We start from the raw sequence: 21931 nt of genomic DNA, 5'->3' as shown, positions 1-21931 counted from the left end.
GAAACGCGGGCCGGTTCCGACGTCCCCTCTGAGAGCCGCCCGCCACGGGCGGCCCGAGCCGAAGGAGCGGACTCATGAAGTACCTGGTGATGGTGCAGGGCACGCAGGCGGACTACGACGCCCAGGCGGGCAAGCCCACTGCTGGTCTCCCGGCCTGGAGCGACCAGGACATGCAGGCGATGTTCCAGCACATGGGAGCGATCAACGACGACCTCGCCGAGAGCGGCGAGTTCATCGACGCCCAGGGACTGGCCGAGCCCGCCAGGACCCGCCTGGTCGGCGCCGGCGCGGACGGCAAGCCCGTGATCACCGACGGGCCGTACGGCGAGACCAAGGAAGTGATCGCCGGTTACTGGCTCCTGGAGTGCGCGAGCCTGGAGCGGGTCACGGAGATCGCCGCGCGGGTCGTCCAGTGCCCCGTTCCCGAGGGCGCGAACACGTACCCCGTCGTCATCCGGCCGCTCGGCGGAGCGTGAGCAGGGGAGACACGTGAGACGTACGAGCGAGGTCGAGGACCTGCTGCGCCTGCACGCGCCGCAGGTCCTCGGCGCGCTCGTCCGCCGGTACGGGCACTTCGACGCCGCCGAGGACGCCGTACAGGAGGCGCTGCTGGCAGCGGCCGGGCAGTGGCCCGGGTCGGGGGTTCCGGACAATCCGCGGGGCTGGCTGATCAGGGTCGCCTCCCGGCGGCTCACGGACGCGCTGCGCAGTGATCGGGCACGGCGGCTGCGTGAGGAGAGGGCGGCGGCGCTCACACCGCGCGACGCCTTCACCGCGCCGCCGCCCGGGCCCGACCGTGCGCCCTCCGAGGACGACACGCTGACCCTGCTCTTCCTCTGCTGTCACCCGGAGCTGTCCCAGCCCGCGCAGATCGCGCTGACGCTGCGGGCCGTCGGCGGTCTGACGACGGCCGAGATCGCCCGCGCGCATCTGGTGCCGGAGGCGACGATGGCCCAGCGGATCAGCCGGGCCAAGCAGCGGGTGAAGGGCACACGCTTCGGCCGCCCCGATCACTGGGAGGAGCGGCTGCCCGCCGTCCTCCACACGCTCTACCTGATCTTCAACGAGGGCTACACGGCGACCTCCGGCCCTTCCCTCCAGCGGGCCGAACTCGCGGGCGAGGCCATCCGGCTGGCCCGAACGGTGCACCGCCTGCTGCCCGGTGACTGCGAGGTCGCCGGCCTGCTCGCCCTGATGCTCCTCACCGACGCCCGCCGCGCCGCGCGGACCGGGGCGGGCGGTGAACTGATCCCCCTCGACGAGCAGGACCGCGGGCTGTGGGACAAGGCGGCGATCGAGGAGGGCGTGGCCCTGGTGACCTGGGCTCTGTCCCGACGCAGCCCCGGCCCCTACCAGTTGAGGGCCGCGATCGCCGCCGTCCACGACGAGGCGGACTCGCCCGACAGCACCGACTGGCCCGAGATCCTCGGCCTGTACGACGTCCTCGTCCACCTCGTCCCCAGCCCTGTCGAACGGCTCAACCGTGCGGTGGCCGTCGGCATGGTCCACGGACCGGCGGCCGGCCTGGCCGAACTGGACGCCCTCGCCCCGGAGTTGACCACGGGCCACCGTCTGGACTCGGTCCGCGCCCACTTCCTGGAACGTGCCGGCGACCCCGAGGCCGCCCGGGCCGCCTACGAGTCGGCCGCCGCCAAGACCCTGAGCCTCCCCGAACAGCGCTACCTCCGGGCCCGCGCGGCCCGCCTCGGCGACATCACGTGACGTGCCGCTCGTGCCGGAGCGGGCTGAAGCCGGCCTGAGAAGTCTGAGAATTTCCGAAGGAAAGCCGAGAAGAGGTTCCTGCTCGTCATAATTCGGACTTACGTTCCCCCGTGTGACTGGAGAAGACGAGCCCGGGGACGGGCGGAGCGCCCCCGCGCGAGCGGCGGGCGGACGGCGGGGCCTGCTCAAGGCCGCCGGAATCGCCCTCGCCGGTGTCCTGGTGCTCTCCGCAGCCGGGGCCGGCTGGGCCTACCGGCACCTGAACGGCAACATCAAGAGCGTCGACATCGACGGCGCGCTCGGCGACGACCGCCCGGCGATGGAGCCGGCCCCCTCGGCGTCCGCGTCCACGTCCGCCCCGGCGGTCCCGCCGTCCACGGGCGCCCTGAACATCCTGGTGCTCGGCTCGGACTCGCGCAGCGGCGCGGAGAACGCCGCGCTGGGCGGCGGCGACAGCGGTGGCGCGCGCTCGGACACGGCGATGGTCGTCCATCTCGACGAGGGCCGGACGAGCGCGACGGTGGTGAGCATCCCGCGCGACACGCTGGTGACGCGTCCCGCCTGCCCGCTGGAGTCCGGCGGATCGGCACCGGCGGTGTCCGGCGCGATGTTCAACAGCGCGTACGCGGTCGGCGGTCCCGTCTGCGCCGTCAAGACCGTGGAGGCCCTCACGGACGTACGCATGGACCACTACGTCGAGATCGACTTCTCGGGCTTCGCGGACCTGGTGGACGCGCTCGGCGGGGTCACCGTCACCACGGACGAGGACATTGACGACGACCTGAGCCACCTGCACCTGGCCGCCGGTACCCACCACCTGGACGGCACGAGGGCGCTGGCGCTGGCCCGCACCCGCCACGGCGTGGGCGACGGCAGCGACCTCGGCCGCATAGGGCTCCAGCAGAAGCTGGTGAAGGCCCTGCTGGAGCAGACCGCCTCGGCCGGCCTGCTCACCGACCCGGCCAGGCTCTACCGGGCCGCCGACGCCGTCACCGGAAGCCTCACGACGGACACCGGCCTCGACTCCCTGGGCGAGCTGACGCGGCTCGGGCGCAGTCTCGGAGCCCTGTCGACCGAAGAGGTCAGGACGGTGACGATGCCGGTCGTGCCGGCCCCCTCGGACCCGAACCGGGTGGTGGCCGACGAGCCGGAGGCGGGGAGGCTGTGGGCGTCGCTCCGGTGACCCGCGGCGGCCCCAGCGGGCCGGCGGAGCCGCCTCGGAAAAAAACTTCGGGGAATCCCGGAGCGGGTGTCGATTCCGGTGTCTCCTGGTCGACGCACGGGTGAGAGCGGGGACAGGCCCCGCTCGGGACGGCCGGTAACACCCCGGCCGCCGTACCGAAGGAGCCACCATGCCGCGTTACCTCACGATGGTCCGTATCGACGAGAACAACGCGCCCGCCGAGGGCCCCAGCCCCGAACTCATGCAGCGGATGGGCGAGTTGCTGGAAGAGATGACCAAGGCCGGCGTCCTGCTCGACACCGCCGGGCTCGCCCCGACCGCGCAGGGCACCCGCGTCCGCTGGGAGAACGGGCAGATCTCCGTCACGGACGGCCCGTTCACCGAGACCAAGGAGGTCGTCGGCGGTTACGCGCTGATCCAGGCTAAGGACAAGGCCGAGGCGATCGAGTGGGCGAAGCGGTTCCTGAAGATCCACGAGGAGCACTGGACGGTCACGTCCGAGGTGCGGGAGATCATGGAGGGCTGAGCCGGCGCCCGGCCCGCGGCAGGGCGGATGTGTCATGGTGGGCTGTGACCGAGCAGCCCACCGACGCACCCGCCGCCGCCGAGGCCGTCGACACGATCTTCCGGATGGAGTCGGCCCGCATCATCGCCGGGGTCGCACGCGTCGTCCGGGACGTGGGGATCGCCGAGGAACTGGCGCAGGACGCGCTGGTCGCCGCGCTGGAGCAGTGGCCGCGCGAGGGGGTCCCCGACAACCCCGGCGCCTGGCTCATGACCACGGCCAGACGGCGCGCCGTCGATCTCGTACGCCGCAGGGAGCGCTACGCGCGCAAGCTGGCGGAGGTCGGCCGGGACCTGGAGACGGCGCCGCCCCACCTCGACGAACCCGCCGACCCCGACGACATCGACGACGACCTGCTCCGGCTCGTCTTCACCGCCTGTCACCCGGTCCTGTCCGCCGAGGCCCGCATCGCCCTCACCCTCCGGCTGGTCGGCGGCCTGACCACGCCCGAGATCGCCCGCGCCTTCCTCGCCCCCGAGGCGACGGTCGCCCAGCGCATCGTGCGCGCCAAGCGGACGCTGGCCACCAGGAACGTCGCCTTCGAGGTGCCCTACGGCCCCGAGCGCGAGGCCCGGCTCGGGTCGGTCCTGGAGGTCATCTACCTGATCTTCAACGAGGGCTACGCGGCCACCGCGGGGGACGACTGGCTGCGCCCGGCCCTGTGCGAGGACGCGCTGCGGCTGGCCCGCGTGCTGGCCGGGCTGATGCCCAAGGAGCCCGAAGTGCACGGCCTGGCGGCGCTGCTGGAACTCCAGGCGTCCAGGTCGGCCGCCCGCACCGGCCCGTCCGGCGAGCCCGTGCTGCTCCGGGACCAGAACCGCCGCCGCTGGAACCGGATGCTGATCCGGCGCGGATTCGCGGCGCTCGCCCGCGCCGACGCCGTCTCCGCCGGGGTGCCCGGGCCGTACGCCCTCCAGGCCGCCATCGCCGCCTGCCACGCTCAGGCGTACGCGTACGAGGACACGGACTGGCGCCGGATCGCCACCCTGTACGGGCTGCTCGCCGCCCGGTCGCCGTCCCCGGTGGTCGAGTTGAACCGCGCGGTCGCCGTCTCGATGGCCGAGGGTCCCGGGCCCGCCCTGGTCCTGGTGGACGCCCTGGCCGCCGAACCCGCCCTGCGCGACTACCACTTGCTGCCCAGCGTGCGCGGGGACCTGCTGGCCCGCCTCGGCCGCACGTCCGAGGCGCGCGCCGAGTTCGAACGCGCCGCGTCCCTGGCCCGCAACGAACGCGAACGCGACCTGCTGCGGGCCCGCGCGGCGGAGTGCGGCTGAGAACTCGCCCCCGCCACCCGGGAGAAGCGCGCCCGGAACCGTACGCGGGAGAGCCCGGCCGGTTCCGCACCCGGGCTGCCGGGAGGGCTGCCCGCGCCCTGCCCGCGGCCGGGGGGGGGGGCGTCGACGGCCCGGAACCCGTACGCGGTGGAGTTCCGGCACCTGGGCCGTCCGGAGGGCTGCCCGCGCCGTGCCCGCGGCCCGGGGGAGCGCCGACGGTCCGGAACCGTACGCGGGGGAGCCCGGCCGGTTCAGCACCCGGGCCGGACGGAGGGCCGCCCGCGCCGTGCCCGCGGCCCGGGGGAGCGCCGACGGTCCGGAACCGTACGCGGGGGAGCCCGGCCGGTTCAGCACCCGGGCCGGACGGAGGGCCGCCCGCGCCGTGCGCGCAGCCCGGGGGAGCGCCGACGGTCCGGAACCGTACGCGGGGGAGCCCGGCCGGTTCAGCACCCGCGCCGGCCGGAGGGCCGCCCGAGCCGTGCCCGCGGCCGGGGGAGCGACACCGGCCCGACCGGCCCGGAACCCGTACCTCGGGAAGCCCTCGGCGCCGCCGAACCCGGGCCCCGGCGCCGTGAGCCCCGGCTCGCGTCGGCCTACGCCGGGTGGCCGACCAGCATCGTCGGCGCTCCCGCCACCCGGGTGAGGAACACCGTCGCCGAGTTGCGGCCCTGCGGCTTCACCTTGCGGCGCAGTTCCTCCGGTTCGACGGCCGAGCCGCGCTTCTTGACCGTGAGGATGCCGACCTCCCGCTCCCGCAGCAGCGCCTTCAGCTTCTTCACGTTGAAGGGCAGCCGGTCGGTGATCTCGTACGCGGTCGCGTACGGGGTCGGGCGCAGGTGGTCGGAGGTGATGTACGCGATCGTCTCGTCGAGCAGACCCCCGTCGAGCTCCTCGGCCACCTCGGCGACGAGATGGGCGCGGATCGCGGCGCCGTCGGGCTCGTACAGGTAGCGCCCGAGCGGACGCACCGGCGGGTCGGGCAGACCCCGGCCGCGCAGTCCGCGCGGGCCCGGCAGCAGGGTGGCCCGGATCAGCCCGGGCTCCGTGCCGAACCACAGCACGGCCTCCTTCACGTCCCCGCCGTCCGAGATCCACTCGGCCTCCGCCTCGGCCGGGACCGCCTCGTGCGGGACGCCGGGCGCGATCTTCAGCGCGGCCCGCGGTGCCTTCAGCGCCGCCGCGGTCGCCCAGGACAGCGGCGGCGAGTACGCCTCGGGGTCGAAGATCCGGCCCCGGCCGCCGCGCCGGGCGGGATCCACGAAGACCGCGTCGTACGCGTCGGTGGCGACCTCCGTGACGTCCGCCTCGCGCACCTCGATCAGCTCCGCGAGGCCCAGTGCCTCGGCGTTCGCGCGGGCCGCCGCCGCCGTCAGCGGGTCCCGGTCGACCGCGAGGACCCGGATACCGGCGCGGGCCAGCGCGATCGCGTCCCCGCCGATGCCGCAGCACAGGTCGGCGACCGAGCGCACGCCGAGCGCGCGGAAGCGCTCCGCGCGGTACGTCGCGACGCTCGTCCGCGTGGACTGCTCCACCCCGGCCGGCGTGAAGAACATCCGCTCCGCGTCCCCGGCCCCGAACTTCGCCACCGCCCGCTGCCGCAGCCGCTCCTGCGCGAGTGCCGCCGTGACCAGGGACGCCGGGTGCTCGCGGCGCAGCCGGGTCGCGACGGCCAGCTCCCGCGCCGGGTCGGTGCCGCGCACCTCGTCGAGGAGGGCACGGCCCCCGGGGGTGTGCAGGGAGGCGAAGGAGGCCAGCGGGTCCAGGTCGGTCACCGGCCCATTGTGGGCCAGTCGGTGGACGGCGCGCGTCCGGCGGCGGTGTCGGCCCGGGCGGCGGACGGTCACCTGCGAGGATCCGGCACCATGCGACCAGTACGACAAAATGACGGAAATCGCACGGAGCGGACGCTGTTTTGTGGTGCGGCGCTGCGCGGTGCGGCAACCGCCGGGAGGGCGCTGCGCGGGGTCCGGGGCGGTCTCCTCGTGCTCACCGCCGCCGTGCTCGCCGCCGGGTGCGCGGACGCGGGCTCCGGCGTGCGCCCGGCCTCCGGGCAGCAGCCACTGAACGCCCCGCCCGCCCGCGCGCTGGACGCGTACGCCTCGAAACTGCGCGCCGCGCACGCCGCGCGGGTCGCCGCCGCCAAGCGCTGGGGGCTCGCCCGGACACCGCTGACCGCGCCGCCGGCGCCGGAGAAGAAGCCGGTGATCGGCACCCGCAAGGGCTTCGAGGTCGACGGCCAGGACGAGCTGCCGCCCGTCTTCACCACCGTCCCCACCAAGGACAAGGTCGTCTTCCTCACCATCGACGACGGAGCCGAGAAGGACCCCGCGTTCCTGAGGATGACGAGCGAGCTGAAGATCCCGTACACCGCCTTCCTCAGCCACTACCTGGCGAAGGAGGACTACGGCTACTTCAGGAGGATGCAGGCCGGGGGCGTCGGCCTGAACAACCACACGCTCCACCACCCGTATCTGCCGAACCTGTCGTACAAGCAGCAGAAACGGGAGATCTGCGGGATGCAGGACACCATGGAGAAGCAGTTCGGCAAGCGCCCGACGCTCTTCCGGCCGCCCTACGGCAACTACAACGAGGACACCCTGCGCGCCGCCCGCTCCTGCGGGATCAAGGCCGCCCCGCTGTGGAACGAGGAGGTCTTCCCCGACCACTGGGACTACCGCGAGTGGGACCGGTCCCTGCACCCCGGCGACATCGTGCTCACCCACTTCCGGGGCCGCGAGGACTGGAAGGGCACCATGCCCGACATGCTCCGCCGCTTCCTGAAGAAGGTCACGCACGAGGGGTACGCCGTGGCGCGGCTGGAGGACTACCTGTGAGGAGCGCGATCCGCCCGGCGGCCCGTCCCGCGCGATCGGAGCACCGGCGGTGACCGGGCGGACGCGCACCCTGCTCGGCACGCTCCTGGCCTGCGCCCTGCTGACCGGCGCCACCGGCTGCGCCCAGTCCGTCGACCCGATCGAGCGGCTCGGCAAGAAGGCGGCGCAGCGCGTGCGCCCGCACGGACAGCAGGGGCCGCCCGCCGGCGTCCACCGCCGCCAGGGGCAGCCGGCGGCCCCGCTCGACCCCGGCCCGCTGCCGCCCGGCGGGACCGGCGACCCGGCGCTGCCGCCGGTCGTCGACCGCGTCGCCACCCGCGACAAGGTGGTCTTCCTGACCTATGACGACAGTGCCGAGCGCGATCCGCGGTTCGCCGCCATGGTCCGCGAGCTCCGGCTGCCGGTCAGCATGTTCCTCACCGACCGGGTCGTCGGGCCGGGGTACGGGCAGTTCGCCCGGCTGCGGGCGGTCGGCGTGAGCGTGCAGAACCACACGCTCGACCACACCTCCCTGCGCGGCCTGCCGTACGCGGGCCAGCGCGCCGAGATCTGCGGCCAGCAGGACAAGCTCAAGGAGCGCTTCGGCGTCCGGCCCCGCCTGCTCCGCCCGCCGTACGGCACCTACGACGCCACCACCCTGCGCGCCGCCGCCGACTGCGGGATCTCGGCCGTCGTCCTCGGCCGCGAGCCCGGCCCCGGCCGCCTGCGCCCCGGCGACATCCTCCTCGGCACCGACGAGCCCGACCTCGCCGCGACGACCACCCGCCTGCTGCGGCGCATCCGGGCCCAGGGCCTCACCCCGGCCCGACTGGAGGACTACCTGTAGGGGCTCCGGGGGGTCACCCGCGGGGTGGGAATCCGACGCCGCGCCGCCGCCCGTTTGGCACTCCGCTTGACCGAGTGCTAATCGCGGTCATAGTCTCTGGTCTGGCACTCCCCCCTGGAGAGTGCCAATAGCGACGGGCAGGTCCGGCACCCGCGACGACGGATCCACCTGGTCGCCACCTCAGACAGTTAACCCCGTGAGATCTCCGAAGGGGGAGGTCGGATCGTGACGACCACCAGCTCCAAGGTTGCCATCAAGCCGCTCGAGGACCGCATTGTGGTCCAGCCGCTCGACGCCGAGCAGACCACCGCCTCTGGCCTGGTCATCCCGGACACCGCCAAGGAGAAGCCCCAGGAGGGCGTCGTCCTGGCCGTGGGCCCGGGCCGCTTCGAGAACGGCGAGCGCCTGCCGCTCGACGTGAAGACCGGCGACATCGTGCTGTACAGCAAGTACGGCGGCACCGAGGTGAAGTACAGCGGCGAGGAGTACCTCGTCCTCTCGGCTCGCGACGTGCTCGCGATCATCGAGAAGTAGTTCATCCCAGTTTTGCAGTGAGCTGCGCCCCTGGCCCCCGCGACCTAATCAGCCGGGCGCTGGGGGCGCAGTTCGTTTCTCCCAAGTTTTCCGAGAGGGCTGAATCGCTCCATGGCGAAGATCCTGAAGTTCGACGAGGACGCCCGTCGCGCCCTTGAGCGCGGCGTCAACAAGCTTGCCGACACGGTGAAGGTGACGATCGGCCCCAAGGGCCGCAACGTCGTCATCGACAAGAAGTTCGGCGCCCCCACCATCACCAACGACGGCGTGACCATCGCCCGTGAGGTCGAGGTCGAGGACCCGTACGAGAACCTCGGCGCCCAGCTGGTGAAGGAGGTGGCGACCAAGACCAACGACATCGCGGGTGACGGTACGACCACCGCCACCGTGCTGGCCCAGGCGCTCGTACGCGAGGGCCTGAAGAACGTCGCCGCCGGCGCGTCCCCCGCCCTGCTCAAGAAGGGCATCGACGCCGCCGTCAAGGCCGTGTCCGAGGAGCTGCTCGCGACCGCCCGCCCGATTGACGAGAAGTCCGACATCGCCGCCGTCGCCGGTCTGTCCGCCCAGGACAGCCAGGTCGGCGAGCTCATCGCCGAGGCGATGGACAAGGTCGGCAAGGACGGTGTCATCACCGTCGAGGAGTCCAACACCTTCGGTCTGGAGCTGGACTTCACCGAGGGCATGGCCTTCGACAAGGGCTACCTGTCGCCGTACATGGTGTCCGACCAGGAGCGTATGGAGGCCGTCCTCGACGACCCGTACATCCTGATCCACCAGGGCAAGATCTCCTCGATCCAGGACCTGCTGCCGCTGCTGGAGAAGGTCATCCAGACCAACTCCTCGAAGCCGCTGCTGATCATCGCCGAGGACGTCGAGGGCGAGGCCCTGTCGACCCTGGTCGTGAACAAGATCCGCGGCACGTTCAACGCCGTCGCGGTCAAGGCCCCCGGCTTCGGCGACCGCCGCAAGGCGATGCTCGGCGACATGGCCACCCTCACCGGTGCCACCGTCATCGCCGAGGAGGTCGGCCTCAAGCTCGACCAGGTCGGCCTGGACGTGCTCGGCACCGCCCGCCGCGTGACCGTCACCAAGGACGACACCACCATCGTCGACGGTGGCGGCAACTCCGAGGACGTCGTCGGCCGGGTCAACCAGATCAAGGCCGAGATCGAGGCCACGGACTCCGACTGGGACCGCGAGAAGCTCCAGGAGCGCCTCGCGAAGCTGGCCGGCGGCGTGTGCGTGATCAAGGTCGGCGCCGCCACCGAGGTGGAGCTGAAGGAGAAGAAGCACCGTCTGGAGGACGCCATCTCCGCGACCCGCGCCGCGGTCGAGGAGGGCATCGTCTCCGGTGGTGGCTCCGCGCTCGTCCACGCCGTGAAGGTCCTGGAGGGCAACCTCGGCAAGACCGGCGACGAGGCCACGGGTGTCGCGGTCGTCCGCCGCGCCGCCGTCGAGCCGCTGCGCTGGATCGCCGAGAACGCCGGCCTGGAGGGCTACGTCATCACCTCCAAGGTCGCCGAGCTCGACAAGGGCCAGGGCTTCAACGCCGCGACCGGCGAGTACGGCGACCTGGTCAAGGCCGGCGTCATCGACCCGGTCAAGGTCACCCGCTCCGCCCTGGAGAACGCGGCGTCCATCGCCTCCCTGCTCCTCACGACCGAGACCCTGGTCGTCGAGAAGCCGGCCGAGGACGAGGGCGACGCGGGCCACGGTCACGGTCACGGCCACTCCCACTGAGGCCATTAGCGCACCGAGGCGGCTCTCCTCCCCCGCGGGGGAGGAGCGGCACACCTTCCGGAAGCCTCCCTCTCCCCGTCCGGGGCGAGGGAGGCTTCCTCCGTTCCGGCGGGCGGCCGGTCCGGGCTCATGACCAGGCGATCTCGCCGTGCCGCGAGACGAAGCGTCCGGTGCCGGCGCCGGGCCCTTCGGTGGCGAGGGCCACGATCGCGTCCGTGCCCTCGGTGACGGTCTGCGGGCCGCTGTGCCCGTTGAGGTCGGTCGCCGTGTAGCCGGGGTCGGCGGCGTTGACACGGACGCCCTCGAGCGCCTTGGCGTACTGGGTGGTCAGCATCGTCAGCGCCGCCTTCGAGGACGTGTACAGGGGCGCGACGACACGCGACTCCGGCCGGGCCGGGTCGTGGGTGAGGGCGAGGGAGCCCATACCGCTGCTGACGTTGACGATCACGGGGTCGTCGGAACGGCGCAGCAGCGGCAGGAACGCGGTGGTGGTGCGGACGACGCCGACCACGTTGACGTCGAGGACGGCGAGCGCCTCGGCGGCGGTGAGGTCACCGGGGTCGCCGAGCGGGCCGTGCACACCGGCGTTGTTGATCAGGACGTCGATCCGGCCCTCGTGCCGGGCGACGTCCGCCGCGGCGGCGGCCACGGACGCGTCGTCGGTCACGTCGATCAGCACGTGGCGCGCGCCGACCGCCGCGGCGGCCTTCTCGCCCTCTTCGCGGTCGCGGGCCCCGACCAGCACGGTGTGCCCGTGCTCGGCCAGGCGGCGGGCGGTCTCGCGGCCGAGACCCTTGTTGGCTCCGGTGATGAAAGTGATGGTCATACGTCCGACCATGGCCCCGGTCCGGAAGTCGTTCCAGGGACGGTCCGACACAGGGAAGAGCAGTACCACCCTCGCCGCCGCCCGTACGGCCGGTGATGCGGGAGCATGGGGATCATGGCGACGATCCCCGGAACCGGACTGGGCGCGATGATCCGCACCTGGCGGGACCGGCTGCCCCCGTCGGCCGCCGGACTGCCGGTGGCGGTCGGACGCCGCGCCGCCGGACTGCGGCGCGAGGAACTGGCCGACCTGGCGGGGGTGTCGGTCGACTACGTCGTACGTCTGGAGCAGGGGCGGGCCACGACCCCCTCGGCGTCGGTGGTGGCGTCCCTGGCCCGTGCGCTTCAGCTGTCCACCGCCGAGCGCGACCACCTGTACCGGCTGGCCCGGCTGGTCCCGCCGGCGGACGGCGCGATCTCCGACCACGTCCCGCCTGGCGTGCGGCGGGTGCTGGCCCGCCTCGGGGACGTCGCCGTCGCCGTCTTCGCGGCGGACTGGCAGCTCGTGTGGTGGAACAAGGGATGGGCCGCCCTGCTCGGCGACCCCTCGGCCACGCCGCCCCGGCTGCGCAACTTCGCCCGCGACAGGTTCCCGGTGGACGGCGGCCCCGCCCGCCTCGCGCAGTGGCCGGTCACCGAGACCGACCGCGCCGCCACCGACGCGGCCGTCGTCTCCGACCTGCGCCGCGCCGCGGGCCGCTTCCCGGGGGACGCCCGCCTGGCCGCGCTGGTCCGCGAGCTGGACGCGGGCAACGCGAGGTTCGCCGAGCTGTGGGCGACCGGGCGGGTGGCGGCCCACCGCGAGGACCACAAGACGATCGAGCACCCCTCGGTGGGACCGGTCACCGTGGACTGCGACGTGCTGTCCGACGGCGACTCCGAGCTGAAGATCGTCGTCATGACCGCCGCGCCCGGCGAGGACGAGACCAGGCTCCGCCTCGCCGCCGTCGCGGGCCCGCCGGCCACCGCCGACCGACAGCACCAGGAGACGCCGACGTCCGAACTGCCGGGTGCCAGGCCCTAGTTCTCGAAGCCGTCGAGGGCGCCGAGCTGCGACATGAAGCCCAGCCGGTCGTACTGCCACCAGCCCTCGGTGATCTTCCCGTCCTCCTGGCAGCGGAAGACGGTCACCCCCGTCATGGAGACCTTCCGGCCGGTCGCCGGGATACCCATGAAGTCGCCCTTGTGCGTGCCGTCCCAGGTCCACCGCGTGCAGACGCGGTCCCCCTCGGTGATCTGGTCCTCGACGGTGAACCGGAAGTCGAACCCGGCGCGCCACATCCTCAGGTCGCGCCGCATCCCGTCGAGGCCGATGGTGTCCTGCTCGTTGCCGGGATCGTGGTCGTGGTAGTTCTCCGCGACCAGGTCGTTCAGCGGGGACAGCTCGCCCTCGGCGGCCGCCGTCTCGAAGAACCGGCGGATGTTCGCCGCGAACAGCCGTTCGTCCCGGACCACGTCCAGGTCGGTGAACGTCGGCATCCCGTCACAGAGCGCCACCATCTCCTCGAAGATCGCGTCGGTCTCGGGCAGCTTCGAGTTCCGCATCGCCTCCTCGTACGACGGGAACTCCACGATCTCCACGAAGTGGTCGCCGTCGGAGCGGTCCCGGCCGACGACGCTGTGCGTCGCGGTCCGCTTGCCCCTGGTCTTCTCGACCCACTTGTCCATCAGCAGGTTCATCTCGTCGAACCGGCTGGTCCTGCAGTCGATGAGCTGTACGAATGTCATGGCGCCGCCTCCGGCCCCCTGGGTCCGGTCGAACACTTCCCATCGTCCCACCGGAAGGACGGCACCACCCGCTCCGCGGTACGCGCTCCGCACCGGCCCGCCGGGCGGGTCGGCGCGCGTACGCCCCTACTGGGGCCCGTACTTGCGTCCCGTCCGCGACGTGACCCCGCCCAGCAGGGCGCGCGGCGTCAGCTTCACCACGCCCATCAGCGCCTTGTACCGCGGGTCCGGGACGGACACGGTCTTCCCCCGGGCCAGATCCGCCAGCGCCGACGCGACCAGCTTGTCCGCGTCGAGCCACATCCAGCCGGGGATGTTGTCCGTGCCCATCCCGGCCCGCTGGTGGAACTCGGTGCGCACGAAGCCGGGGCACAGGGCCATCAGCCGTACGCCGCTGCCCGCCAGGTCCTTCGCCGCGCCCTGGGTGAACTGGACGACCCACGCCTTCGAGGCCCCGTAGGTCCCGCGCGGTACGAAGGCGGCGACCGAGGCGACGTTGACGACACCGCCCCGGCCGCGCTCGCGCATCGCCTCGGACGCCGCCGAGGTCAGCCGCAGCACCGCCTCGCAGTGCACCTTCAGCATCTTCAGCTCGTCCGCCATCGAGACGTCGAGATAGCGGCCCTTGTTGCCGAAGCCCGCGTTGTTGACCAGCAGGTCCACCGGGCTTCTGCGGTCGGCCAGACGCGCGGCGACCGCCTCGATGCCGGTGTCCGTCGCCAGGTCCGCCGTCAGCACCTCCGCCTCGATGCCGTGCCGGTCGTGCAGCTCGGTCGCCTGCTCGCGCAGCCGCTTGGTGTCGCGCGCCACCAGGACGAGGTTGTGGCCGTCGGCCGCCAGCCGCCGCGCGAACGCGGCGCCGATGCCCGCGGTCGATCCCGTAATCAGAGCCGTTGTCATGGGCCAAGGTTAGTGACCGGGGCGCACGTCCCGACGCCCCCCACCGCCCGGTGCCGCGCCCGCCGTACCCGCGTCGGCACCGGTCTCCCGCGTCCCCCGCCCGCGTCAGCGGCCGTACTTCTCCACGTACTTCCGCGCGTCCGCCAGCACCTCCGGGTGCAGCGCGTCCCCGGCCGCGAGCAGCCGCGGGAGCAGGGTCCGCTCGACCGTGACGGCACGGAACTGGAGCGCCACGGTCACGTCGTGGTCCGGGCGGTGCAGGATCTCGATCGGGTCGCCCGCGCGGATCTCGCCGGGCCGGACCACCCGCAGGTACGCGCCGGGTGCACCCCGCTGGGTGAACCGCTTGACCCAGCCCCGCTCGCCCAGGTGGCCCTGGAAGGTGCGGCAGGGGATGCGCCCGCAGGTGACCTCCAGGACGGCCTCGGGCCCCACGCGCCACCGCTCGCCTATCCGGGCGCCGGACACGTCGAGCCCCGACGTGGTCAGGTTCTCGCCGAACGAGCCGTTCGTCAGCGGGCGGCCGAGCTCGCGCTCCCACTCGTCCAGGTCCTCCCGCGCGAACGCGTACACCGCCTGGTCGTCCCCGCCGTGATGGCGCTTCTCGCACACCGCGTCCCCGGCCAGCCCGCCGGCCCCGACGCCCTTGGGCCCGGGGGCCGAGACCGCCACGGGCCCGTCCACCGGCCGCTTGTCGATGCCGGTCAGGCCCTCGGGCTGGTCCGTGTAGGTGACCGCCCGCGGGCGGCCGATGTTCAGCGACAGAAGCTTCATGACGGCACGCTAGGCGACGGGCGGCCAAAGCGTCGACGCAATATTCGGCGGCGTACCCAAGCGTCACTTATGCTCGACGGGTGATCGAGGCCCGTCATCTCCGTGTCCTGCGCGCCGTGGCCGCCACCGGCTCGTTCTCGGCGGCGGGGCGCGAGCTGGGCTGCACCCAGCCCGCCGTCAGCCAGCAGATGAAGGCCCTCGAATCCTCCGTGGGCACGCCGCTGCTGATCCGCGCCGGCCGCGAGATGCGCCTGACCCAGGCCGGCGAGGCCCTCGTCCGGCACGCGGCGGGCATCATCGCCGGGCTGACGGCCGCCGAGGAGGAGGTGGCCGCCATCGCCGGACTGCGCGCGGGCCGCGTCCGCCTGGTCTCCTTCCCGAGCGGCAGCTCCACCCTGGTGCCGACCGCGCTCGCGGCCCTGCGCGCCGACCACCCCGGCACCCGCGTCTCCCTGGAGGAGGCCGAACCGCCGCGCTCGGTGGAGATGCTGCGCGAGGGCGACTGCGACATCGCGCTCGCCTTCCGCTACGAGGGCGCGGCGGGCGCCGAGGAGTGGCACGACCTGGTCGTACGGCCGCTGCTGGTGGACCGGCTGGTCGGGCTCGTCCCGGCGGGCCACCGACTGGGGACGGCGGACTCGGTGGCCATAGCGGAACTCGCCGGGGAGCCGTGGATCGCGGGCTGCCCGCGCTGCCGCGGCCAGCTGGTCGAGGTCTGCGAGAGCGCCGGCTTCGTGCCCCGCATCGACTTCGCCACGGACGACTACCCGGCGGTGGTCGGCCTCGTCGGCGCGGGCCTCGGCGTCGCGGTCCTGCCCGAGCTGGCCGTGGAGTCCGTACGCCCCAAGGGGGTGCGCACGGTGGCGGTGGAACCCCCGGTGCGGCGGGAGATCGTCGCGCTCACCCTGCCCGACCTCGCCCAGGTGCCCGCCGTGGCGGCCACCCTCGACCGGCTGGCCCGGGCCGCGGCCCGCTGACGCGCGCGGCGCCGGCTCAGCGGCACGCTCCGCGGCACCAAAAGCAGGGGCACGCCTGCGCGTGCCCGTCGTTGGAGAAACGTTCCTTCAGTTGTGCGGCCGGTCTGCCGGCCCACCACTGCTCGCCGCCGAGACCAGCCGGTTGCGCGCCCGTCCCATCAGCTCTTCGCGCTCGTCCTCGGTCAGCCCGCCCCACACGCCGTACGGCTCGCGCACCGCCAGGGCGTGGGCCGCGCACTGGGCGCGTACGGGGCATCTCATGCAGACCTCTTTGGCCGAGTTCTCGCGAGCGCTCCGTGCCGCACCACGCTCGCCCTCCGGGTGGAAGAAGAGCGAGCTGTCGACCCCGCGGCAGGCCGCGAGGAGCTGCCAGTCCCAGAGGTCCGCGTTCGGACCGGGAAGGCGGGAGAAATCTGCCATTGCGTGTCCCCTTGTTGCCGTTCTGGGCCTCTGTGCCCACCGACCGTACATCTACGATCTAAGGAGATGAAAATATGACTCATTGCGAATCTAGCCATAGACACCAGCAAAAGGGAAGAAAACCGGCTAAATGGGGCATGGCTTGTGATGAAAGGTTGAGGGTCCGTTGTGCATGTCTGCACCGTGTCCGCCCCCTCACGTAGAGTGCCGAAGATGGCGGACGGCCCCGTAACTCTTTCGAGTGACCATCGTTGAGAGTGCGAGGCGGTTGAAGGAACAAGCGCTCGGGCAGACGGCAGTATCCGTCCACGAGTGTCGACCGCACAGGTGACGATTCGTACCAGCCTGGAGGCTCAAGGTGACGCGCATCAGCTGCGGAGGGCGGCCATGACATCCGTCCTCGTCTGCGACGACTCCCCGCTTGCCCGAGAGGCGCTCCGCCGCGCGGTTGCTACCGTGCCCGGCGTCGAGCGCGTGACGACGGCGGCCAACGGCGAGGAAGTGCTCCGCCGCTGGGGCGCCGACCGCTCCGACCTGATTCTGATGGACGTGCGCATGCCCGGTCTGGGCGGCGTGGAGACGGTCCGGCGGCTGCTCTCCGCCGACCCGGGCGCCCGCATCATCATGCTCACCGTCGCCGAGGACCTGGACGGTGTGGCGCTCGCCGTCGCCGCCGGTGCCCGCGGCTACCTGCACAAGGACGCCTCGCGCGCCGAACTGCGGGCCACGGTGACGCAGGCGCTCGCCGACCCGACCTGGCGGCTCGCCCCGCGCCGGCTGCGGTCGGCCGAGATGGGCGCCGCGCCGACGCTCACTGCGCGTGAGATCCAGGTCCTGGAAGGCATGAGCCACGGCCGCTCCAACGCGGAGATCGGACGTGAGCTGTTCCTCTCCGAGGACACCGTCAAGACCCACGCGCGACGGCTCTTCAAGAAGCTCGGCGCCTCCGACCGCGCGCACGCCGTGGCGCTCGGTTTCCGCTGGGGCCTGGTCCGCTAGGTGAGCTGCCCCGGGACGGCGATCCCCACCCGCCGTACGGCGCCTCCCGTCCGCCTCCGGGCGGGCGGGGCCGGGCCCATTCACACGGTCCCTCCGATGCCCGATCCCCGTTTCCCGGCGGATGCCGCATCCTTGAGGTGTGGAGTTCCTCGGGGACGATTCGGTCGAGCGGAAGGGGAGGGCGCAGGAGATGAGTTCCGGCGCACCTGCTCATAACGCTTCGGTGCACAACTACGGACGCGGTGCCACGGATCGAACGACGCCGAGGCACCATGGACCGATGCGTGACGACGAGGCGGCCACTGCCCAAGGGGCAATCGGTGCGCTCGTCCATCGTGCGGTCGACGGCGACGAGCAGGCCACACACGACCTGCTCGCCCACGTACATCCTCTCGCTCTGCGGTACTGCCGCACGCGTCTCTCCCGGCTCCCGGGCGACGCGCGGCACTTCGTGGAGGACCTGGCGCAGGAGGTCTGCGTCGCGGTGCTGCTGGCGCTGCCGCGCTACAAGGACACCGGGCGCCCCTTCGAAGCCTTCGTCTTCGCCATCGCCGCGCACAAGGTCGCCGACCTCCAGCGCGCCGCGATGCGCCATCCCGGCTCGACGGCCGTGCCCTCGGACGAGATGCCCGAGCGGCCGGACGACTCGCTCGGTCCCGAGGAGCGCGCCCTGCTCAGCAGCGACGCCGAGTGGGCCAAGAAGCTCCTGGCCAACCTCCCGGAGAACCAGCGGGAGCTGCTCCTGCTGCGCATCGCGGTGGGGCTCACGGCCGAGGAGACGGGGCAGATGTTGGGAATGTCACCCGGTGCGGTCCGCGTGGCCCAGCACCGGGCCCTGAGCCGCCTGCGGGCCCTGGCGGAGCAGTAACGGCTCCCCGTCGGGCACGCACCGCCTCCGCTCCGGGAGCCGCGGGCTTCCCGGCGGTCGCCGCTGTTCGCGGCACCGGGACGACGGCGTCGCGCCGGCGTCCGCCGGTGCGGGACCTCGCGCGGGGACGGCAGTTGCGTTCCGCCGCGTCGGCGAGGACCGTGACGGGCGGGACGCGGAAGCGCCGGGCGGGCCAGGTCGGCGCCGAGTGCCCGGGAGACCCTCCCGGGGCGGCGCGTGAACGGAGCCGGCTCCCGGCTCGTACGAAGCTACGAAGCCGACGGGCGCCGGAAACCGTGGAATGAGAGAGCCGTGCTTCCCGTTAGCATGGACATCCGCACCGATCAAGGCCATTTGGGGAAGGTGTCATGACTGCAAACGTCGACGGAGTGCCCGAGAAATTCGCGACACTCGGGCTGACCTACGACGACGTGCTGCTGCTGCCGGGCGCATCGGAAGTGCTGCCCAACGCGGTCGACACCTCGTCCCGCATCTCCCGCAACGTGCGCGTGAACATCCCGCTGCTCTCGGCGGCGATGGACAAGGTCACCGAGTCCCGGATGGCCATCGCCATGGCCCGCCAGGGCGGTGTCGGCGTGCTGCACCGGAACCTGTCCATCGAGGACCAGGTCAACCAGGTCGACCTCGTGAAGCGCTCCGAGTCCGGCATGGTCACCGACCCGATCACGGTGCACCCGGACGCGACGCTCGCCGAGGCGGACGCCCTGTGCGCCAAGTTCCGCATCAGCGGCGTGCCCGTCACCGACGGCAACAAGAAGCTGCTCGGCATCGTCACCAACCGCGACATGGCCTTCGAGACCGACCGCTCCCGTCAGGTGCGCGAGGTCATGACCCCGATGCCCCTGGTCACCGGCAAGGTCGGCATCTCCGGGAACGACGCGGTGGAGCTGCTCCGCCGCCACAAGATCGAGAAGCTGCCGCTGGTCGACGACGCGGGCATCCTCAAGGGCCTCATCACGGTCAAGGACTTCGTCAAGGCGGAGAAGTACCCGAACGCCGCGAAGGACGCCGAGGGCCGCCTCCTCGTGGGTGCCGCCGTCGGCGCCAGCCCCGAGGCGCTGGAGCGGGCCCAGGCGCTCGCCGAGGCCGGTGTGGACTTCCTGATCGTCGACACCTCCCACGGGCACAACAGCAACGCCCTCAACTGGATGGCCAAGATCAAGTCGAGCGTCGGCGTCGACGTGATCGGCGGCAACGTCGCCACGCGTGACGGCGCCCAGGCCCTGATCGACGCCGGCGTCGACGGCGTCAAGGTGGGCGTGGGTCCCGGCTCCATCTGTACGACCCGTGTGGTCGCCGGCATCGGCGTCCCCCAGGTCACCGCCATCTACGAGGCCGCCCTCGCGGCCCGCGCCGCGGGCGTCCCGGTCATCGGCGACGGCGGCCTGCAGTACTCCGGTGACATCGGCAAGGCGCTCGCCGCCGGCGCCGACACGGTGATGCTGGGCAGCCTCCTCGCGGGCTGCGAGGAGTCGCCGGGCGAGCTGCAGTTCATCAACGGCAAGCAGTTCAAGTCCTATCGCGGCATGGGCTCCCTCGGTGCCATGCAGTCCCGCGGCCAGGGCCGGTCGTACTCGAAGGACCGCTACTTCCAGGCCGAGGTGGCCTCCGACGACAAGCTCGTGCCCGAGGGCATCGAGGGCCAGGTGCCCTACCGCGGCCCGCTCGCCAACGTGCTGCACCAGCTCGTCGGCGGTCTGCGCCAGACCATGGGATACGTCGGCGCCGCCACCATCGACGAGATGGAGACCAAGGGCCGCTTCGTGCGGATCACCTCGGCGGGTCTCAAGGAGAGCCACCCGCACGACATCCAGATGACGGTCGAGGCCCCCAACTACAGCCGCCCGTGAGGTCCCCGCGCGCGTGAAGCGCGTCCCGATGTGCGATCGAGAGCGGCCCCGGAGCCTTCGGGGCCGCTCTCGCCGTATGCGTCGGGGATACTGGTAGGCGCTGGAACGCAGACGGAAAGGCCACACACGTGACTGAGATCGAGATCGGGCGCGGCAAGCGCGGCCGCCGGGCGTACGCCTTCGACGACATCGCCGTCGTCCCGAGCCGCCGGACCCGGGACCCGAAGGAGGTCTCGATCGCCTGGCAGATCGACGCCTACCGCTTCGAGCTGCCCTTCCTGGCCGCCCCCATGGACTCGGTCGTCTCCCCGGCCACCGCGATCCGCATCGGCGAGCTGGGCGGCCTGGGCGTCCTCAACCTCGAAGGGCTGTGGACGCGGTACGAGGACCCGCAGCCGCTGCTCGACGAGATCGCCGGGCTGGACGCGGACACCGCGACCCGCCGCCTCCAGGAGATCTACGCGGCTCCCATCAAGGAGGAGCTGATCGGGCAGCGCATCAAGGAGGTGCGCGACTCGGGCGTGGTCACAGCGGCGGCGCTGTCCCCGCAGCGGACGGCGCAGTTCTCCAAGGCCGTCGTGGACGCGGGCGTCGACATCTTCGTCATCCGCGGTACGACGGTGTCGGCCGAGCACGTCTCCGGTGCCGCCGAGCCGCTGAACCTGAAGCAGTTCATCTACGAGCTGGACGTCCCGGTGATCGTCGGCGGCTGCGCCACGTACACCGCCGCCCTGCACCTGATGCGCACGGGCGCGGCCGGTGTGCTGGTCGGCTTCGGCGGCGGCGCCGCGCACACCACCCGCAACGTCCTGGGCATCCAGGTCCCGATGGCGACCGCGGTGGCGGACGTCGCCGCGGCCCGCCGGGACTACATGGACGAGTCCGGCGGCCGGTACGTGCACGTCATCGCCGACGGCGGCGTCGGCTGGTCCGGCGACCTCCCCAAGGCCATCGCCTGCGGTGCCGACTCCGTGATGATGGGCTCCCCGCTGGCCCGTGCCACGGACGCGCCCGGCCGGGGCCACCACTGGGGCATGGAGGCGGTGAACGAGGAGCTGCCGCGCGGCAAGAAGGTCGACCTCGGCACCGTCGGCACGATCGAGGAGATCCTCACCGGTCCCTCGCACATCCCCGACGGCTCCATGAACATCTTCGGCGCCCTGCGCCGCGCCATGGCCACCACCGGCTACAGCGAGCTCAAGGAGTTCCAGCGCGTCGAGGTCACGGTCGCGGACGCGCAGCACAAGCGCTAGCCCGTACGACGTCGAAGGGCCCGGTCGCCTTGGGGTGACCGGGCCCTTCCGCGTGCTGTCCGCCGTCAGTGACCGGCCTTCCTGGCGCTGGAGAAGGCCACGTACGCGGCGATCGCGAAGAAGACGAAGGTCAGCGGATCGGCGTCCGCCTTCCATGCTTCCTGGACCAGGTCGAGGTGGTCGAAGAAGAGCTCGTTGAAGCCGACGCCGATCTCCTTGGCACCGATCATGGCCTCGCCGACCAGCTGGCCGAGGTAGACCGACCCCGCGGCCAGCACGACGCTGACGACCGGCAGGACCGGGTTGCGCCCGCCCACACGGCCCGCCGCGAGACCGATCAGGAAGCCGACGCCCACGGCCGCCCAACCGATCTGGTGCTTCGTGAGGCCGATGACGACGCCGTAGACGACCGCCCCGACCAGAGCGGCGCCGACGGCGGCCGCGAGGCCGAGGCCGAGGTTGGTGAAGACCGGGCCGGTGGGGGCGACCGGGGCCATCGGGAAGGCGGAGCCGCCCTGCTGCTGCGGGAAGCCGGGCGCGGGCGGCGTGTCCTGCGGGCCCGCACCCTGCGCGTACGGGTTCCCGGACTGCTCGGCCGGCGGCACGGGCGGCGGCGTGGACGACTGGCTCATGTGGAT

22 protein-coding genes are annotated in these 21931 nt (G+C 72.6%); 15 read left to right on the top strand and 7 right to left on the bottom strand.

Going from position 1 to position 21931, the window contains the following annotated elements; translation table 11 throughout:
- Positions 1-74 precede the first annotated feature (74 nt).
- The 5 genes from ACFYQQ_RS12385 (at position 75) to ACFYQQ_RS12365 (ending at position 4744) form a co-directional block, all read left to right on the top strand.
- Complete coding sequence (locus tag ACFYQQ_RS12385; RefSeq protein ID WP_356169995.1) at positions 75-476, top strand: YciI family protein; 402 nt, start codon at positions 75-77, stop codon at positions 474-476.
- 13 nt (positions 477-489) lie between these two features.
- Positions 490-1722, top strand: coding sequence for a sigma-70 family RNA polymerase sigma factor (locus tag ACFYQQ_RS12380; RefSeq protein WP_356169998.1), 1233 nt, complete (start codon positions 490-492; stop codon positions 1720-1722).
- A gap of 112 nt (positions 1723-1834) precedes the next feature.
- Positions 1835-2905, top strand: coding sequence for an LCP family protein (locus ACFYQQ_RS12375; protein ID WP_388904377.1), 1071 nt, complete (start codon positions 1835-1837; stop codon positions 2903-2905).
- A gap of 169 nt (positions 2906-3074) precedes the next feature.
- Positions 3075-3431, top strand: a complete 357-nt coding sequence (locus tag ACFYQQ_RS12370; protein WP_355780647.1) for a YciI family protein — start codon at positions 3075-3077, stop codon at positions 3429-3431.
- A 104-nt stretch (positions 3432-3535) separates the two neighbouring features.
- A complete protein-coding gene (locus ACFYQQ_RS12365) occupies positions 3536-4744 on the top strand; it encodes an RNA polymerase sigma factor (protein WP_355780656.1) in 1209 nt (402 codons plus the stop codon).
- Between the two features lie 593 nt (positions 4745-5337).
- Here the strand turns inward: ACFYQQ_RS12365 and ACFYQQ_RS12360 are convergent.
- The gene (locus ACFYQQ_RS12360; protein WP_356170001.1) at positions 5338-6516 is read right to left on the bottom strand and encodes a class I SAM-dependent methyltransferase; all 1179 of its coding nucleotides are present in this window, start codon (positions 6514-6516) and stop codon (positions 5338-5340) included.
- Positions 6517-6606: 90 nt separating this feature from the next.
- Here ACFYQQ_RS12360 and ACFYQQ_RS12355 point away from each other — a divergent pair, with 90 nt between their 5' ends.
- The 4 genes from ACFYQQ_RS12355 (at position 6607) to groL (ending at position 10678) form a co-directional block, all read left to right on the top strand.
- Positions 6607-7578, top strand: coding sequence for a polysaccharide deacetylase family protein (locus ACFYQQ_RS12355; protein ID WP_355794891.1), 972 nt, complete (start codon positions 6607-6609; stop codon positions 7576-7578).
- Positions 7579-7627: 49 nt separating this feature from the next.
- Positions 7628-8404 carry a polysaccharide deacetylase family protein gene (locus ACFYQQ_RS12350; RefSeq protein ID WP_388904374.1) on the top strand — a complete coding sequence of 259 codons (777 nt, stop codon included), beginning with the start codon at positions 7628-7630 and terminating at the stop codon, positions 8402-8404.
- 225 nt (positions 8405-8629) lie between these two features.
- Entirely contained in the window at positions 8630-8938 is a 309-nt protein-coding gene (gene groES / locus ACFYQQ_RS12345) for a co-chaperone GroES (protein ID WP_019066754.1), read from the top strand.
- 111 nt (positions 8939-9049) lie between these two features.
- The gene (gene groL, locus ACFYQQ_RS12340) at positions 9050-10678 is read left to right on the top strand and encodes a chaperonin GroEL (RefSeq protein ID WP_356170005.1); all 1629 of its coding nucleotides are present in this window, start codon (positions 9050-9052) and stop codon (positions 10676-10678) included.
- A gap of 127 nt (positions 10679-10805) precedes the next feature.
- On the opposite strand, the gene ACFYQQ_RS12335 is transcribed toward groL, so the two are convergent.
- On the bottom strand, positions 10806-11504 hold the full coding sequence (locus tag ACFYQQ_RS12335) for an SDR family NAD(P)-dependent oxidoreductase (protein ID WP_356170008.1): 699 nt from the start codon (positions 11502-11504) through the stop codon (positions 10806-10808).
- Positions 11505-11618: 114 nt separating this feature from the next.
- On the opposite strand from ACFYQQ_RS12335, the gene ACFYQQ_RS12330 reads away from it, so the two are divergent.
- The gene (locus ACFYQQ_RS12330) at positions 11619-12527 is read left to right on the top strand and encodes a helix-turn-helix transcriptional regulator (RefSeq protein WP_355789668.1); all 909 of its coding nucleotides are present in this window, start codon (positions 11619-11621) and stop codon (positions 12525-12527) included.
- Here ACFYQQ_RS12330 and ACFYQQ_RS12325 read toward each other — a convergent pair.
- From ACFYQQ_RS12325 to ACFYQQ_RS12315, 3 genes are all read right to left on the bottom strand, one after another.
- A complete protein-coding gene (locus tag ACFYQQ_RS12325) occupies positions 12524-13231 on the bottom strand; it encodes an ester cyclase (RefSeq protein WP_355789671.1) in 708 nt (235 codons plus the stop codon). The genes ACFYQQ_RS12330 and ACFYQQ_RS12325 overlap by 4 nt on opposite strands.
- A 126-nt stretch (positions 13232-13357) precedes the next feature.
- Positions 13358-14131 carry an SDR family oxidoreductase gene (locus ACFYQQ_RS12320; RefSeq protein WP_355789674.1) on the bottom strand — a complete coding sequence of 258 codons (774 nt, stop codon included), beginning with the start codon at positions 14129-14131 and terminating at the stop codon, positions 13358-13360.
- Positions 14132-14236: 105 nt separating this feature from the next.
- Positions 14237-14905, bottom strand: a complete 669-nt coding sequence (locus ACFYQQ_RS12315) for an MOSC domain-containing protein (RefSeq protein ID WP_355789677.1) — start codon at positions 14903-14905, stop codon at positions 14237-14239.
- A gap of 80 nt (positions 14906-14985) precedes the next feature.
- Between ACFYQQ_RS12315 and ACFYQQ_RS12310 the strand changes: the two genes are divergently transcribed.
- Positions 14986-15882 carry a LysR family transcriptional regulator gene (locus ACFYQQ_RS12310; RefSeq protein WP_355789680.1) on the top strand — a complete coding sequence of 299 codons (897 nt, stop codon included), beginning with the start codon at positions 14986-14988 and terminating at the stop codon, positions 15880-15882.
- An 87-nt stretch (positions 15883-15969) separates the two neighbouring features.
- Here ACFYQQ_RS12310 and ACFYQQ_RS12305 read toward each other — a convergent pair whose 3' ends face one another.
- Positions 15970-16302 (bottom strand): WhiB family transcriptional regulator, encoded by a 333-nt coding sequence (locus tag ACFYQQ_RS12305; protein ID WP_355789683.1) that lies wholly within the window; start codon positions 16300-16302, stop codon positions 15970-15972.
- 387 nt (positions 16303-16689) lie between these two features.
- On the opposite strand from ACFYQQ_RS12305, the gene ACFYQQ_RS12300 reads away from it, so the two are divergent.
- From ACFYQQ_RS12300 to ACFYQQ_RS12285, 4 genes are all read left to right on the top strand, one after another.
- Positions 16690-17301 (top strand): response regulator transcription factor, encoded by a 612-nt coding sequence (locus ACFYQQ_RS12300; protein ID WP_003948568.1) that lies wholly within the window; start codon positions 16690-16692, stop codon positions 17299-17301.
- A 280-nt stretch (positions 17302-17581) separates the two neighbouring features.
- Positions 17582-18169 carry a sigma-70 family RNA polymerase sigma factor gene (locus tag ACFYQQ_RS12295; protein WP_355793823.1) on the top strand — a complete coding sequence of 196 codons (588 nt, stop codon included), beginning with the start codon at positions 17582-17584 and terminating at the stop codon, positions 18167-18169.
- 368 nt (positions 18170-18537) lie between these two features.
- Entirely contained in the window at positions 18538-20040 is a 1503-nt protein-coding gene (guaB, locus tag ACFYQQ_RS12290; protein ID WP_356170024.1) for an IMP dehydrogenase, read from the top strand.
- 128 nt (positions 20041-20168) lie between these two features.
- The gene (locus ACFYQQ_RS12285; RefSeq protein WP_355794079.1) at positions 20169-21293 is read left to right on the top strand and encodes a GuaB3 family IMP dehydrogenase-related protein; all 1125 of its coding nucleotides are present in this window, start codon (positions 20169-20171) and stop codon (positions 21291-21293) included.
- Positions 21294-21358: 65 nt separating this feature from the next.
- Here ACFYQQ_RS12285 and ACFYQQ_RS12280 read toward each other — a convergent pair whose 3' ends face one another.
- Positions 21359-21925, bottom strand: a complete 567-nt coding sequence (locus tag ACFYQQ_RS12280; protein ID WP_355794078.1) for a hypothetical protein — start codon at positions 21923-21925, stop codon at positions 21359-21361.
- Positions 21926-21931 lie beyond the last annotated feature (6 nt).

Source organism: Streptomyces sp. NPDC005496 (assembly GCF_042872045.1).
Lineage (GTDB): Bacteria > Actinomycetota > Actinomycetes > Streptomycetales > Streptomycetaceae > Streptomyces.
This window is presented reverse-complemented; position numbering and strand designations above follow the sequence as displayed.